General features: G+C 66.5%; 12 protein-coding genes. 8 read left to right on the top strand and 4 right to left on the bottom strand.

The window, feature by feature from the left end; genetic code table 11:
* Positions 1–1095, bottom strand: coding sequence for a PstS family phosphate ABC transporter substrate-binding protein (locus NJT13_RS05985; RefSeq protein WP_254524667.1), 1095 nt, complete (start codon positions 1093–1095; stop codon positions 1–3).
* Positions 1096–1641: 546 nt separating this feature from the next.
* Here NJT13_RS05985 and NJT13_RS05980 point away from each other — a divergent pair.
* From NJT13_RS05980 to NJT13_RS05965, 4 genes are all read left to right on the top strand, one after another.
* Positions 1642–2637 (top strand): phosphate uptake regulator PhoU, encoded by a 996-nt coding sequence (locus NJT13_RS05980; protein WP_254524666.1) that lies wholly within the window; start codon positions 1642–1644, stop codon positions 2635–2637.
* 169 nt (positions 2638–2806) lie between these two features.
* The gene (locus NJT13_RS05975) at positions 2807–4078 is read left to right on the top strand and encodes a Single-stranded DNA binding protein (protein WP_254524665.1); all 1272 of its coding nucleotides are present in this window, start codon (positions 2807–2809) and stop codon (positions 4076–4078) included.
* A complete protein-coding gene (locus NJT13_RS05970) occupies positions 4075–5880 on the top strand; it encodes a hypothetical protein (RefSeq protein WP_254524664.1) in 1806 nt (601 codons plus the stop codon). Before NJT13_RS05975 ends, NJT13_RS05970 begins: the two co-directional genes overlap by 4 nt.
* A gap of 61 nt (positions 5881–5941) precedes the next feature.
* Positions 5942–6811 carry a metallophosphoesterase gene (locus tag NJT13_RS05965; RefSeq protein ID WP_254524663.1) on the top strand — a complete coding sequence of 290 codons (870 nt, stop codon included), beginning with the start codon at positions 5942–5944 and terminating at the stop codon, positions 6809–6811.
* 110 nt (positions 6812–6921) lie between these two features.
* Here NJT13_RS05965 and NJT13_RS05960 read toward each other — a convergent pair whose 3' ends face one another.
* Positions 6922–7239, bottom strand: coding sequence for a hypothetical protein (locus NJT13_RS05960; RefSeq protein ID WP_254524662.1), 318 nt, complete (start codon positions 7237–7239; stop codon positions 6922–6924).
* A gap of 168 nt (positions 7240–7407) precedes the next feature.
* Here NJT13_RS05960 and NJT13_RS05955 point away from each other — a divergent pair, with 168 nt between their 5' ends.
* Complete coding sequence (locus NJT13_RS05955; RefSeq protein WP_254524661.1) at positions 7408–7641, top strand: MarR family transcriptional regulator; 234 nt, start codon at positions 7408–7410, stop codon at positions 7639–7641.
* Between the two features lie 388 nt (positions 7642–8029).
* Here NJT13_RS05955 and NJT13_RS05950 read toward each other — a convergent pair whose 3' ends face one another.
* Complete coding sequence (locus tag NJT13_RS05950; RefSeq protein WP_254524660.1) at positions 8030–8371, bottom strand: DUF8106 domain-containing protein; 342 nt, start codon at positions 8369–8371, stop codon at positions 8030–8032.
* 224 nt (positions 8372–8595) lie between these two features.
* Between NJT13_RS05950 and NJT13_RS05945 the strand changes: the two genes are divergently transcribed.
* The 3 genes from NJT13_RS05945 (at position 8596) to NJT13_RS05935 (ending at position 13182) form a co-directional block, all read left to right on the top strand.
* The gene (locus tag NJT13_RS05945) at positions 8596–8946 is read left to right on the top strand and encodes a thioredoxin family protein (RefSeq protein ID WP_254524659.1); all 351 of its coding nucleotides are present in this window, start codon (positions 8596–8598) and stop codon (positions 8944–8946) included.
* Positions 8947–9109: 163 nt separating this feature from the next.
* Complete coding sequence (locus NJT13_RS05940) at positions 9110–10630, top strand: ribonuclease H-like domain-containing protein (RefSeq protein WP_254524658.1); 1521 nt, start codon at positions 9110–9112, stop codon at positions 10628–10630.
* Positions 10631–10632: 2 nt separating this feature from the next.
* Entirely contained in the window at positions 10633–13182 is a 2550-nt protein-coding gene (locus NJT13_RS05935; RefSeq protein WP_425499787.1) for a DEAD/DEAH box helicase, read from the top strand.
* Positions 13183–13187: 5 nt separating this feature from the next.
* On the opposite strand, the gene NJT13_RS05930 is transcribed toward NJT13_RS05935, so the two are convergent.
* The gene (locus NJT13_RS05930) at positions 13188–13499 is read right to left on the bottom strand and encodes a hypothetical protein (RefSeq protein WP_254524657.1); all 312 of its coding nucleotides are present in this window, start codon (positions 13497–13499) and stop codon (positions 13188–13190) included.
* Between the last annotated feature and the right edge of the window lie 69 nt (positions 13500–13568).

Raw genomic sequence — 13568 nt, 5'->3', positions numbered from 1 at the left:
TTAGTTCTCCTGCTCGGGCAGCTTCGAGCGCTGTTCGTCGCGCTCCTCGGGCGGGAGCATGAAGTAGTTGTTCGGCTGGACGAAGTGGAGCTGACCGAACTCGCTCAGCAGCATGTTGATGAACGCTGCCTCCTTCTTGCTCGTCCCCTCGTAGGTGTAGCAGTGAAGCTCACGCGAGAGCGGGTAGTCCTTCGAGCCGAGGTTCTCGCCGAGCGTGTAGGTCGTCCCCTCGAGTTCGAGCGAGATCGCGGGGACGCGGTCCATGTCGACGAACGCGAGCGCCATGTACGCGATGGCGTTGTCGGAGTCCGCGACCGTCGTCTGGACCTGCTGGTTCTGGCCCTTGCGGACGTCGACGCTCATCTCGGCCTCGGGGTCGCCGAGCATGTTGGCGCGGAACGCCGTGTCGGTCCCGGAGCCGACCGCGCGGCCGACCGCCTGGATCTCCTTGTCGGGTCCGGAGTACGCGTCAATCTCGGACCAGTTCGTGATCTCGCCGGTGTAGATCGCGCGAACCTGATCGCCGGTCAGCTTCTCGACGCCGGCGTCCCAGATTTCCTTGCTCACGACGACGGGCTGGCCGTCGCGCGCGACGACGTGGTCGGTGTACTTGTCGAGGTCTTCCTGGCTGGCGTCGGGGAGCTCGTCGGCGACGCTCGAACTGGCGTCACCGATGTCGACCTGGCCGTTGGCGACCTTCTCGATGCCGGTTCCGGAGTGACTGAGACCGATGTTGACCGAGAACGGCGGCGCGGCGCCGTCCGTGGGTTCGAAGCCGTAGAGGCCGGCCCAGTAGTCGGCGAGGTTCTCGTCGTCGGGGTTGTCGATCTTGTCGTAGCCGGGCGCGGTGCCCTCGGAGTTGGAGCCCCAGTACTCGCCGTCGTCGGCGGGGTGGTTGGAGTTCCAGTAGGACGCCGCGTCGGACGTAATCGGGTAGACGGTAGAGGAACCGTCGGCCGTCAGCGGTCCGCTGCCACTGCTTCCCCCTCCATCGCTTCCGAGGCAGCCGGCTGCTGCGACAAGGCCGGCGGCACCTGCTCCGGCAACGAACTTCCGTCGCGATACTGCGTCGCGTCCGAACTTGTTGTCTGCCATCACGAGGTTGATTCGAGACGGTATAAAAAAGGGATGCTATGAACCATATATACCGGTCAGTGATCACATATTCCTATATATTTCAGTGGTTAGAACGACGTCGGTTCCCGAAACCGCCGCGGCAGGCCGGAGCGTCGGTCGTTTCCGATCTGAACTGGTCGCTGATTCCCAATCCCTCGACGTTTCCGTCTGACGGTCTAACGAAGGCGGTACCGGGGCGACCGTCCGTCTAGAAATTTCGTTTTCGGCCGACTGTGGAAAGAGGGCGTCGCGGAATCCATCGCGAATCGACGACCGCGTTCCGACGACGGACCAACACGCTTGCCCGTCCGACGGCAGCGCAATAGCACCGCGTCGGTGGATGCAACAGAGACAACTCGAGTAATATATACCACTATGTCCAACATACTTGAGAGGGGTACTTCTATCAAACCGTCGGTTCGAAGATCGGCCGGAATCTCTCCTCTCGAGCCGATTATCCCTCGTCACAGACGTAGCTCTATAGATCCCTGTATATTTATATTCGGGCGGTCGAAAGGCCGCCACATGGAGACACGCAAGGTGCAGGTGACGGGCGGGTCGACGTACACGGTTTCGCTCCCCAAAACGTGGGCGACCGAAAACGAGGTCAGCGCGGGCACGACCGTCGAATTTTATCCCGAAGACGACACCCTCCTGTTGACTCCCCAGAGCGAGTCACACCGGCAGGAAGGAACGCTCGACGTCTCGAATCTGGAGGGCGAACGATTGACCCGGGCCGTCATGACCATGTACGTCAGCGGCTTCGACATTATCCGGCTCGAGGCGGGTCGAATCACGACGGACCAGCGACGGGCGATCCGCAGCGCGACGCAGGGACTGGTCGGCGTCGAGGTGCTCGAGGAGACGACGGACAGCGTGGTCATCCAGGACCTCCTCGATTCCTCCGAACTGTCGATCGTCAACGCCGTCACGCGTATGCGCTTGATTTCCCAATCGATGCTCGAGGACGCCGTTCGGGCACTGATCGAGAACGACGACGACATCGCCCACGACGTCATCGAGCGCGACGACGACGTCGACCGCCTCTGGCTGGTCGTCTCGCGAATCTTCCGCGCGACCCTTCGGTCCCCGCGCGCGGCCGAGGAACTCGGTGTCCCTCGCGAAGACTGCTTCGACTTCCACTCGAGCGCCCGCCAACTCGAACGCGTCGCCGACCACGCGACGAAGATCAGCAACCTCGCGCTCAAACTCGACGAAATTCCCGAGTCGGTCGCCGACGCGCTCGCGGACCTGCAGGCGGATACCTCGGTGGTCCTGGAAACGTCGATGGACGCCTTGTTCGCAGACGACACCAACGAGGCGACCCGGCTCGGCCACGACGCCCGCGAAGCCGTCCTCGAAATCGACGAACACACCCGACAGATAGACGACATGCTTCGGGACCTCGACCCGGTGCAGGCCCAATCGCTCGGGCTGATCGTCGACTCGCTGTCCAGAAGCGCCGACTACGGCGGGAATATCGCGGAAACGGCGCTGCAGAAGGCCGCACCGCGTCCCTGAACCGGCGTCCGTTGCACCGCGACCTTCGGCGTCTGCTGCGCCCCTCTCTCTCGACTCGGCGGCTATCGCTCACCCGCCGCGGACGGTCTCGCTTCCGCCTCGAGACCCGTCCGTTCACTTCCACCCTCCTGCGGGAACGCTTTTGAATCCCCGACTCGAATTGCCGGTGATGGAACTAGACGATCATGCCGAGGATCTCGCCTCCGACCTCGGTATCGACAAAGAGGAGGTCAAATCCGACTTGCAGAACTTAGTGGAGTACAGCGTCCCGATCGACGAGGCAAAACAGAGCCTCCGGCGGAAGTACGGCGACGGTTCGAGCGGCGGCGGGGCCCCGTCGGCCAGGGAAATCGCCGAGATTACGCCCGACGACAGCGCCGTCACCGTCACCGGCGTCGTCCTGACGGCGGGCAAACGATCGATCCGCTATCAGGGATCGGATCACGTCATCGTCGAAGGTCGACTGGCCGACGAGACCGGTGCGATCGACTACACGGCTTGGGAGGACTTCGGCCTCTCTCCCGGCGATGCGATCACCGCAGGAAACGCGGGCGTCCGCGAGTGGGACGGCGAACCCGAACTCAACTTCGGAGAGAGCACGTCGCTCTCGTTCGAGGAAGAACCGGTCGACGTCTCCCACGAAATCGGCGGCGACGCGCAGTTGGCCGACCTCCAGACCGGTGACCGCGCGGTCGCGGTCGAGGTGTCGGTCCTCGAGTGCGAGCGCCGAACGATCGACGGCCGCGACGGCGAGACGGAGATCCTGAGCGGCGTTGTCGGCGACGAGAGCGGCCGACTTCCCTTTACGAACTGGGATCCGGCGCCCGAAATCGAGGCGGGCGGCTCGGTTCGAATCGAAAACGCGTACGTCCAGGAGTTTCGCGGCGTGCCCGAACTCAACGTCTCGGCGTTCTCGACGGTCACCGAACTCGACCGGGCGATCGACGTCGGCAGCGACACAGCCAGCATGACCGTCGGCGAGGCCGTCCGGACGGGCGGCGTCTACGACGTCGAAGTGAGCGGCAACGTCCTCGCCGTCCGGGAGGGGTCCGGCCTGATCCAGCGCTGTCCCGAGTGCTATCGCGTCGTCCAGAAAGGACAGTGTCGAACCCACGGAGACGTCGACGGGATCGACGACCTTCGGGTCAAAGCGATCCTCGACGACGGCACCGGTACCGTCACCGTGGTCTTGGACGACGAGTTGACCGAACGAGTCTACGGCGGGACGCTGGACGACGCCTTAGAACAGGCCCGCGAAGCCATGGATCAGGAGGTCGTCGCGGACACGATCCGCGAGCGCATCGTCGGCCGTGAGTACCGCGTTCGCGGTCACCTCTCCGTCGACGAGTACGGCGCGAACCTGGACGCCGAGACGTTCGACGAAAGCGACGACGATCCGGCCGACCGTGCGTCGGCCGTCCTCGAGGGGGTGAACGCATGAGCGCGAACGGGACTGACGACGAGATTCCCGGACGGGAGATCGCCTACAGGCTGTTCGCGGCGGAGTACGACGACGCCTCGCTCTCGTACGCCGAAAGCGACGAAGAACGGGCACCGAACTACGTGATATCGCCGACCGGCGCGCGACTCAACCGCGTGTTCGCCGTCGGCACGCTCACCGAGGTCACGTCGGTCAACGACGAGATGGTTCGCGCCCGCGTCGTCGACCCGACCGGCGCGTTCGTCGTGTACGCCGGCCAGTACCAGCCGGACGAATTGGCCTTCCTCGAGCAAGTCGAGCCGCCCGCCTTCGTCGCAGTCACCGGCAAGGCACGAACCTTCCAGCCGGACGATTCCGATCGCGTCTACACCTCGATTCGACCCGAGAGCATCGCCACGGTCGACGCCGACACCCGCGACCGCTGGGTCGTCAGCGCGGCCGAACAGACGCTCGAGCGAATCGGCACCTACGCGGCGGCCGCTCGAGCTGACGGACCTGACGACGCGCTGACCGATGCGCTCCTCGAGGCGGGCGTCGAAGCCGGCTTCGCCGCAGGGATCCCGCTCGCACGGGAGCATTACGGGACGACGCCGTCGTATCTCGCGGCGCTGCGGGAGTGTGCGCTCGAGGCGTGCGAAGTCGTCGCGGGCGAGCGCGATCAAGTAAGTGGGGTCGACCTCTCGCCGGGTGACACGAGTCCCGCGTCCGATGCGACCGTCGCCTCGCTGGCCGGACTGGCGGACGTCGGTCTCGCCGACCTCGACGTGCGCGACGAGCCGGAATCGGAGCCGACCGCAGCGTCAGGGCGAGTAGCGGCGCCAGCGGGCGCCGAAACCGAATCCACGTCGGCAAACGCACAGTCGGGCTCAGCAGCCGGGACGGCCACCAGTAGCGGGCCCGATACTGCCGATGTCGAGACGCCACGGACGGCCGACGGCGACCCGACGACCGGCGAATCCGGCACGGAGCCGCTCGAGGGAACCGACGCGGAACCCGCGACCGACGAGGGCGCCAGGCCGTCCGCAGAAGGCGGCGAACCCGAAGCCGAACCGTCGGCTTCCACCGCCGATTCAGACACGACCGATGCGGAGACGGAAATCACGGTCGACGCGGACGACGAGACGGCCGCCGTCAGCGACACCGACGAAGGCGGCGATCTCGGCGAGTTCGACGACGGCGACGGCGACGACGGCATGTACGAGATGGACGACGAGGAACGCGAACAACTCGAAGCGGAGTTCGGGACGGAGTTTACGACCGGCAGCGAAGTCGACGACCCCGGCGAAGCCGACATCGAGACCCCCGATCCGGGCGAAACGACGACCGATCGACCGGCGGACGACGACCTCGGTGCACCGCCGCAATCCGGACTCGAGGACGACGTCGCTGACGCGCCAACCGACCCCGAGGAGCCGGAATCGGCCGAGACACCGGACGAGCCCGAAGCCGAGGAAACTGCGGCTTCGGCGGAGGCGGATTCCGCAACTGACGAATCGGCAGCCGACGACGAATCGGCAGCCGCCGAACCAGCGGTCGCCGACGAATCGGCAGCCGACGTCGAACCAGCCGACGCCGAACCAGCGGTCGCCGACGAACCGGCAGCCGACGTCGACCTGGAGAGCTACGTCGTCGAAACGATGGCGAAACTCGACGACGGCGACGGCGCCGCTCGAGGGACGGTCATCGAAACGGTCGTCGCTGATACCGGCGCGACGACGGACGAAGTCGAGGACGCGATCCAGGACGCGCTGATGGGCGGCCAGTGTTACGAACCCGACGACGAGACGCTGAAAGCGATCTAATCGTTCGATGGAAGACGAGTCGCGTCGGTCGGATGGATCGGATCGGTCGGGGCGGTCGGACGTGTCAGATCGGCCGTCTCGGTCCGATCGCCCGGATCGGTCGGAGCGATCGACCGCGCGATCGTCGTCGACGACTGCACCTCTCGTCGAGCCGATTCCGGATGAACCGGCCGCCATCGCAACCGTCGGCACCCAACGGGCCCTTCTCGTCGCCGATTATCACGCCGGTTACGAGGCCGGCCTGCGATACGACCGCGGCGTCGACGTCCCCAGTCGCGCCCCCGAGCGCCGCGACCGTCTCGCCTCGCTGCTCGAGCGGACCCGTCCCGACCGACTCGTCGTCCTCGGGGATCTCATGCACTCGATCGGCGACCCGGGCGGGGCCGAGCGCGGCGAACTCGAGGTGCTGTTCGAGTCCCTGCCGGACGACGTGCCCGTTACCGTCGTCAAGGGCAACCACGACGGACGCATCGAAACGTGGCTCACCGACGGTGACGAGGTCGACACCGATATCGACGTCGTTCCCGGCGACGGCACCCCACTGGGCGACGTCGGCGTCTGTCACGGCCACACGTGGCCTTCACCGGCGGTTCTCGAGTGCGAGGTCGTCTGTCTGGGTCACGAACACCCCTGCGTGCGACTCGAAGACGAGGTCGGCGGGAGTCGCGTCGAACGAGTGTGGCTGCGGGGTCGGCTCGATCCCGCTCCGTTTCGACCCAGACCCGAGTACGAGGACGTCGCGTGGCTCGACGGGGCGGGCGAAACGCCGCCCCGGGTGGTCGTCGTTCCGGCGTTCAACGATCTCGTCGGCGGGACGTGGATCAACGTGACCGGACAGTCGTTTCTCTCGCCGTTCCTGCCCGCGGGGCTGGCCGGCGGGGAGGCCTACCTGCTGGACGGGACGCGACTGGGTCCGTACGAGTCCGTGTGACGATTCGGTCACACGACCGGGTGCCGACCGACGTAAGCGGGGTCCGGATCGCACTCGCACGACCGGCGTTCGTACCGCGTGAAGCAGCGCCGTATCGGGCGTAGCAGCCGTCACCGCCGGACCGTTTCCGATCGGATTTCGTCCCCGTCGCGCCACTGGTAGTACCGGTATTCGGTTCCGCCGATCGTCGTCACCGAGACGCTCGCGCGTTCGGGAACGCCGTCGGGGAGCGCGACCGACGCCGCGTCCGCTGGCGCACGCGTTTCCCCGTCGTCGGCGTCCCGTCGCTCCGTCCACGCCGCCAGTTCTTCGAGGTAGCGCCCTGCCGCGCGGAGCGTCGACGCGTCTCGGCCCTCGAGTTCTCGGAGCGCCTCACACCCCGTTCGGTCCAGTTCCGCCGGCACCGACGGCCGTTCGTCCGCGGTCATGGTTGTCGATGCGAGTGTGTGTACGGGCACCCTAAAACGTCTCGCTCCGGACTACGTGAGACGGCACAGTCTGTCACGTGCTGACGTAGCCTCTATTGAGACCTAGTATTCATTAGTTCCCCACCACGTGTGGATTTATATACCAGAGTGAGGTCCGTCCCGATGACAATGACGTCACAGAAACACCGTTCAGCGACGAAAATCGAACCGGTTCCCCAGGGGCTGGAATCGGCGAGAGCGAAACTGGTGTACATCTATCTTGATGCGGCCGACGGCGCGACGGCCGAGGAGTTAGGAGAGATACTGGCGATGAAGAAGATCAACATCCTCAGCGTCCTGAACTCGCTTTCGGGCGCGGGCCACGTCCATCGGACGGGAGACGAGTACGTCATCACGAACTGATCGCCACGCGGCGACGTCGCCGACGACCCCGTTTTGGATCCGTTCTCGGTCTCCTCGTAATCGATGCGACCGACCGGAGTGAGACGCTTCGACGTCGGCTTCGGTCGAATTCGTCTCGAGGCCGCTCGGATCGGACCGCCTCGAGAGCGTGGTGGAAGTCGCGACGCGGAACCCGCTCGGGTGCCGTCCGTCGCCGGTCGATGTATCGAGTCGCTGCCCGGAGTCGGGAATCCGTCCGCGCGGTTCGCCCGGCGTTCGGGGGCGACGAGCAGCGGCGGCCCATCGGCCGGCTATCGTAGTCGTTGAAACGATTTGCCCACCGCTCGCCGGACGGCGGCCAGCGAGTGCTCGCTGGCCGCGACTTCGCGAGCGGGGTGTGAACTGGCTTTCAACGACTACTATAGGTGCGTCCGGACGCCCCGAACAGGGCGGCCAGACTCGAGATGCCGGCGTCCACGCTGGCCCGCCAGACGGTTGCCGACGCGCGAACCCCCTCACGCCAGGCGACGACCGGTTTCACAGCCGCGACGCTCGGGTTCGGCGGGTTCCGCCGTGGCCGCTTTCCGAGCGTGGTCTCGCAATCGGGACAGACGTATGCGACGAACGTCGGCCGTGACTGCAGTACCCAGTCACCGTCGATGGGATTCGTGTGATCGCATTCCCAACAGAACAGTGTCGCTTTTCGACGCGTCGGCGCACCGTCCGCGGAGTCGGATGCGGGCCGGGTCATCGCGCGGGGATACGATTGCCAGCCGTAAAGTCACCCATCGTCGTTCGTTCACACGACCCATTCGGACGACGTCACGACAGAACGCCGCTGTCGGCGGTCCCGAGACGATGAATCGCACGGGTGGTGGCTGTCGATCGCCCACTGCCTGTTCGATCGTCGGCAACGTCCGTCCGTCCGTCCTCGAGTCCGCCACAGGTTTTTGCGAGCGGTCCGTACGTATCGGTATGGTCCCGACCGACAAACCGACCCGACTCGAGACGGGCGACGGTGTCGACGCCTTCCTCGAGACGCACGACGTGGCACTCGTCGAGTTCTATACCAGCGGGTGTGCGATGTGCCAGGCGATGGAACCGGTGCTTGGAAACGTCGCCCGCGCGACCGACGTCGCGATCGGACTGGTCAACCCCGGTGACGATATCGGGCTCGTCGATCGGTTCGACGTTCGCTCGGTGCCGACGTTGATTCTCTTCGAGAACGGGGACGAGATCGCCCGAGTGGCCGACGGATTCCAGGGCGGCGATGCGATCACGGATTTCCTGGCCGAACACGTCCCTCGCGCAGTCGGGACGGCATAACGCAGCGGCTCGCTCTCGCCCGTCACGCTCGCTCTCGTCCGTGGCCGCACGCCCTTTTGCGTCGCAACTCGCCCTTTTTCATCGCTGCACGCCCTTTTCCGTCGCTACTCGCCCTCGTTCGAGTCCACGAACGCTTATAGCGGCTCGCACGCATTCTTTCGCCATGACAGCGGGCGACGGTGTCGAGCTACTGGGAATTCGTTGCGACACCGTCGCCGATTTCGGGGCCGCCGCGCTCGAGGACGCACTCGAGTACTTCGATCCGGACCTCGTCTACGTGGTCCGCGAGCGGTCGGATATTCGAGTCGTCAGCCGCCTTCGCCGAGCGTTCGACGGCCCGGTCATCTCCGCCGCCGGCCCCGCTGAAATGCGAACAGAAACGGTGGCCGGCGTCTCGATCGTGTTCTCGAGCGCCCCGTCGCTGCTCGGGGACCTGAGCGACGAGCAGGTCGACACCGCTGGGGATCCGTGGAACGCCCATTTCGTCGTCTGCGACGACCTCGAGCCGACGACCAACGCCGTTTCGCTCGACGCGACCCTCTCCGGCCGTGACGCCGTCGCCCGCTACCAATCTCGGTCGAGCGCCCCGACGACGTTCCTCACGGGCGCGCTCGAGGCGAGCTACGATCACGTCTGGGAGGCGACGGTCGAGGGCGACCCCGTCAGGCTGCCGGTTCGGGGTGTCGCCCCGTTACGGCGATCCGGTGCGGCCGAACTCGCCTGTCTCACCTGCGATCGACGGGGTTCGGTGGCGGTCTCGTCGGTCCCGGCCGACCGGTTCGGCCTCCGAGCGCTTTCCGGCGTCGGGCCCGCGACTGCGGATCGGCTCCGCTCCACCGGGTACGACACGCGGGCGGCCGTCGCCGAGGCGACGGCGGCGGAATTGCGATCGATCGACGGAATCGGCGCGACGACGGCTCGAGAGATCGGGTCCAGCGCGCGTGCGCTCGCAGAGTCGCGCGTGGTCCGTCGCACGGACGAGCCGGTTCCGCCGGCCCCCGAGGGATCGACGCCGCTGTTCGTCGATATCGAGACGGACGGGTTGCAGCCGACGATACTCTGGCTGATCGGCGTCTACGACCCCGACTGCGACGACTACGTCGACTTCGTCGACACCGAGCCGACCCGCGACGAGCCGGGTGCGGCGACCCGCGAGTTCGTCTCGTGGCTGGCCGCGGAGTACGACTCCCCTTCGCTCGTCGCCTGGAACGGTCACGCGTTCGACTACAAGCATCTCGAGCGGTTCATCTCCCGTTACGCACCCGACTATCGCGAGTACTGGGACGAGGACGTGTCCACGTACGACCTCTACGACTGGGCGGTGAGACGGGACAACGCCGTCCTGCCGGGTCGAACGAACCGACTCGAGGACGTCGCCGACGCCCTGGGCTGTGCTCGGTCGGGGACGACGGCTGCCCTCGACGGCAAGACGCTGGCCGAACGAATACGACGGCTGCTCGAGGGGGCGGGTACCCCGACCGTCGAGCCGGACGAGGACGCGGCCGCGGGAGCGTCGGAGATCGACTGGGACGCCGCGCGAGGGTACTGCGAGGCGGACGTCCGCGAACTGGCGGCGATCTACGACGCCATCGCGAGCGCCCGGCTCGAGAGGACTGCGCGGTCACCGGAACGGAATCGGTCGCCGGCCGACGGAACGACGCAAACGGGACTCGCCGACTTTTGACCATGCCTGGAGACGACCCAGCGGACTCGACTATCGAGGAGGACGGCACGCCAAACGCGAACTCCGAAGCGCGCGCCACAGCATCGGACGGCCTCGCGATGACCGGCGCGGAGCTCCGTGAGAGCTATCCGCAGAATCGCTATCGCGGGCAGGTTCACGAGGAGATTTCGCTGCCGGCCGAACCGGCCCGCCACGTGCCGGCTCAGCGGGTCTTGCCGCCGGAACTCGGGGCGAGGCTGGGTGTCGACCTCTGGAGCCACCAGGCGGCCGCACTCGAGGCGCTGGCCGACGGCGAGAACGTCTGCGTCGCGACGTCGACGTCCTCGGGGAAGACGTACGTCTACGGGTTACACCTCGCACGACGGTTCGGGGAGAACCCCGACGTGCGCGCGCTTCTCGTCTACCCGACGAAAGCGCTCAGCCGCGACCAGGAACGCGAACTGAACGCGCTCTTCGAGTCGCTCGGGGTGGACGTCACCGTCGGCGTGTACGACGGCGACACGAAACGCGAGGACAAAGCGCGGATTCGCGACGAGGCGAACGTCGTCATCACCAACTTCGCGGGGTTGAATCACTATCTCGAGGGTCACCACCGCTGGGCGTCGTTCCACGCGAACTGCTCGCTGGTCGTGATCGACGAGGCCCACGCGTGGACGGGTATCAGCGGGATGCACGCCGCCTGGATTCTCCGGCGAGCGCGGCGGGTGATAGACTGGTACGGCGGAGATCCCCAGTACGTGCTGACGACCGCGACGATCGGTAACCCGTCGGAGCACGCCCGCGCGTTGACCGGCGAACCGGCGACGGTGATCGACGACGACGGCTCGCCGAGCGGCCGTCGCCACATGGTGTTCTGGGATCCGCCGGCGAAGGATGACGGCGGCGCGACCGGCGTCGATGCCGACACCGCCGGGTGGAGCCCCAGCAAACGACCCGCGACGGTCGAGGCACCCGAGGTCTGGGCGTACTGCTGCTCTCGCGGCGTTCCCTCGCTGCTGTTCTGTGATTCCCGCAAACAGACGGAACTGGCCGTCGGACGGGCACGGGAGTTCCTCGAGCGCCCGGAACTCCCCTACCGGGGGGCGACCGAACTCGCGGCGTACAACGCGGGCCACGGGAAGCGATCCCGCCGCGATACCGAGACCGGGCTCAAAGCCGGCCGACTCGACGGCGTCGCGACGACCAGCGCACTCGAGGTCGGCATCGACGTCGGGGGAATCGACGGCACCGTCTTGCTCGGGTATCCCGGCACCCGTCAGTCGTTCTGGCAGCGACTCGGCCGATCGGGTCGCGACGAGCGCGAGGCGCTCTCGGTGTTCGTCCCCCGTCACGCGACGCTCGATCAGTACGTCTTGCGTCACCCGGAGTCCCTCCTCGAGGAAGCCCCCGAGAGCGCGGTCGTCGATCTCGAGAACAATCCCGTCTATCTGCAGCACCTGCGCTGTGCCGCCCAGGAACTGCCGCTGCGCCGCGAGGACGCGCCCCGGTTCGGTGGCATCGATCGGCTCGAGCGGGCCGTCGAGTACGGCCGACGGACGGGCGACCTGGAGGGATCGCTCGACGGCGGCGTGACGTACGCCCATCGCGACCGGCCGCAGGGCGAAATCAGCCTCTACGCGTCGGGCGGCGACGCGTTCGAGGTTCGACTCGCCGGGGACGACTCGTTCGATCACCAGCCGATCGGACGCGCACGCGCCTATCGGGATTATCACGTGGGTGCGACGGTTCTGTATCGGGGCGACCAGTACGAAGTCGTCGATCTGCGGGCGGACCGACCCCAGCCAGTCGTCGAACTCGAGCCGGTCGACGTCGATTACTACACCCAGTCACAGCGTCGAACGACGATCTACGAGACCGAGGTTCGCGACTCTCGCGACGTCGGTTCGTTCCGGCTCAACTGGGGGTACGGGACGGTCACCGTTCACCACGACACGTTCACGAAACGGGAGATCGGCACGGGCGACGTTCGGGCCGTCGGCCTCGAGACCGGCGTCCCGCCGCTGGAGATGCGAACGCAGATGTGCTGGGTCGAAGTACCGACGGACGTCGAACGCGCGGTGACGGCCGCACACAGCGACTACCACAACGACGACTGCGAGGACCTGCCGCCGCGACTCCACGGCTACCTCGGGGGAATTCACGCCATCGAACACGCGATGATCGCCGTGACGCCCCTCGAGCTGACCGTCGACGCGGCCGACCTCGGCGGCCTCGCGACGAACCGGCTTCCCGACGCGTCCGAGACGAGCGGGTGGTTCATCTACGACGGCGTCGAGGGCGGCCTGGGATTTTCGCGGCGCATCTACGAGGAGTACGAGGCGGTCGCTCGACGGGCTCGCGAGCTGATGACCGACTGCCCGTGCGGGCGCGACGAGGGCTGTCCCGCCTGCCTCATGGATCCGCGGTGTGGCAACGATAACCGTCCGCTGTACGCGCCTGCGGCGACCGACGTGATCGACGCGTTGCTCGGCGACGGTCGTCGATCGATCGAGTCGACGGACGAGGCGACCGACCCGGGTGACGACCGTCGCCCGCCAGCATCGATCTCGTAAGCGCCTCAGCCGTCGGGTTCCAGGTCGCTCGGGTCGAGGTCGTCCGCGAGGTAGCGTTCTCCCAGGTCGCTCACCTCGTAGAAGCCCGGCATGATTTTCTCGAGGAGCCCGTACTTGGTCATCTCGCGACACCGATAGGCGGCGTACTTCGCGGGGCAGAGCCCCTCGTCGTCGATCTGGTTCGGCTCGAAAATGTCCTCTTCGGAGTGTAATAACTCGAGGATCGGCCTGTCTGCGGGCTCCATCCACTCTGCGTCGGTTTCGGGTTCCGGTTCGGCGTCGGCCTCGGCCTCGTCGTCAGTAGTGGGGTCGTCCATGGGAATACGCTTCGCTCCCGGTCGGGAGTCTGTGTCGCTATCGGATCGAGGTGGTCACGACACATGATT

Origin of the sequence: Natrinema caseinilyticum, from assembly GCF_024227435.1 — an archaeon.
Classification (GTDB): domain Archaea; phylum Halobacteriota; class Halobacteria; order Halobacteriales; family Natrialbaceae; genus Natrinema; species Natrinema caseinilyticum.
This window is presented reverse-complemented; position numbering and strand designations above follow the sequence as displayed.

Coding starts and splice junctions, on each gene's coding strand:
- NJT13_RS05975 (WP_254524665.1), top strand. CDS start 2,807: ATGGAACTAGACGATCATGCCGAGGATCTCGCCTCCGACCTCGGTATC.
- NJT13_RS05930 (WP_254524657.1), bottom strand. CDS start 13,499: ATGGACGACCCCACTACTGACGACGAGGCCGAGGCCGACGCCGAACCG.
- NJT13_RS05985 (WP_254524667.1), bottom strand. CDS start 1,095: ATGGCAGACAACAAGTTCGGACGCGACGCAGTATCGCGACGGAAGTTC.
- NJT13_RS05935 (WP_425499787.1), top strand. CDS start 10,633: ATGCCTGGAGACGACCCAGCGGACTCGACTATCGAGGAGGACGGCACG.
- NJT13_RS05970 (WP_254524664.1), top strand. CDS start 4,075: ATGAGCGCGAACGGGACTGACGACGAGATTCCCGGACGGGAGATCGCC.
- NJT13_RS05960 (WP_254524662.1), bottom strand. CDS start 7,239: ATGACCGCGGACGAACGGCCGTCGGTGCCGGCGGAACTGGACCGAACG.
- NJT13_RS05950 (WP_254524660.1), bottom strand. CDS start 8,371: ATGACCCGGCCCGCATCCGACTCCGCGGACGGTGCGCCGACGCGTCGA.
- NJT13_RS05955 (WP_254524661.1), top strand. CDS start 7,408: ATGACGTCACAGAAACACCGTTCAGCGACGAAAATCGAACCGGTTCCC.
- NJT13_RS05945 (WP_254524659.1), top strand. CDS start 8,596: ATGGTCCCGACCGACAAACCGACCCGACTCGAGACGGGCGACGGTGTC.
- NJT13_RS05940 (WP_254524658.1), top strand. CDS start 9,110: ATGACAGCGGGCGACGGTGTCGAGCTACTGGGAATTCGTTGCGACACC.
- NJT13_RS05980 (WP_254524666.1), top strand. CDS start 1,642: ATGGAGACACGCAAGGTGCAGGTGACGGGCGGGTCGACGTACACGGTT.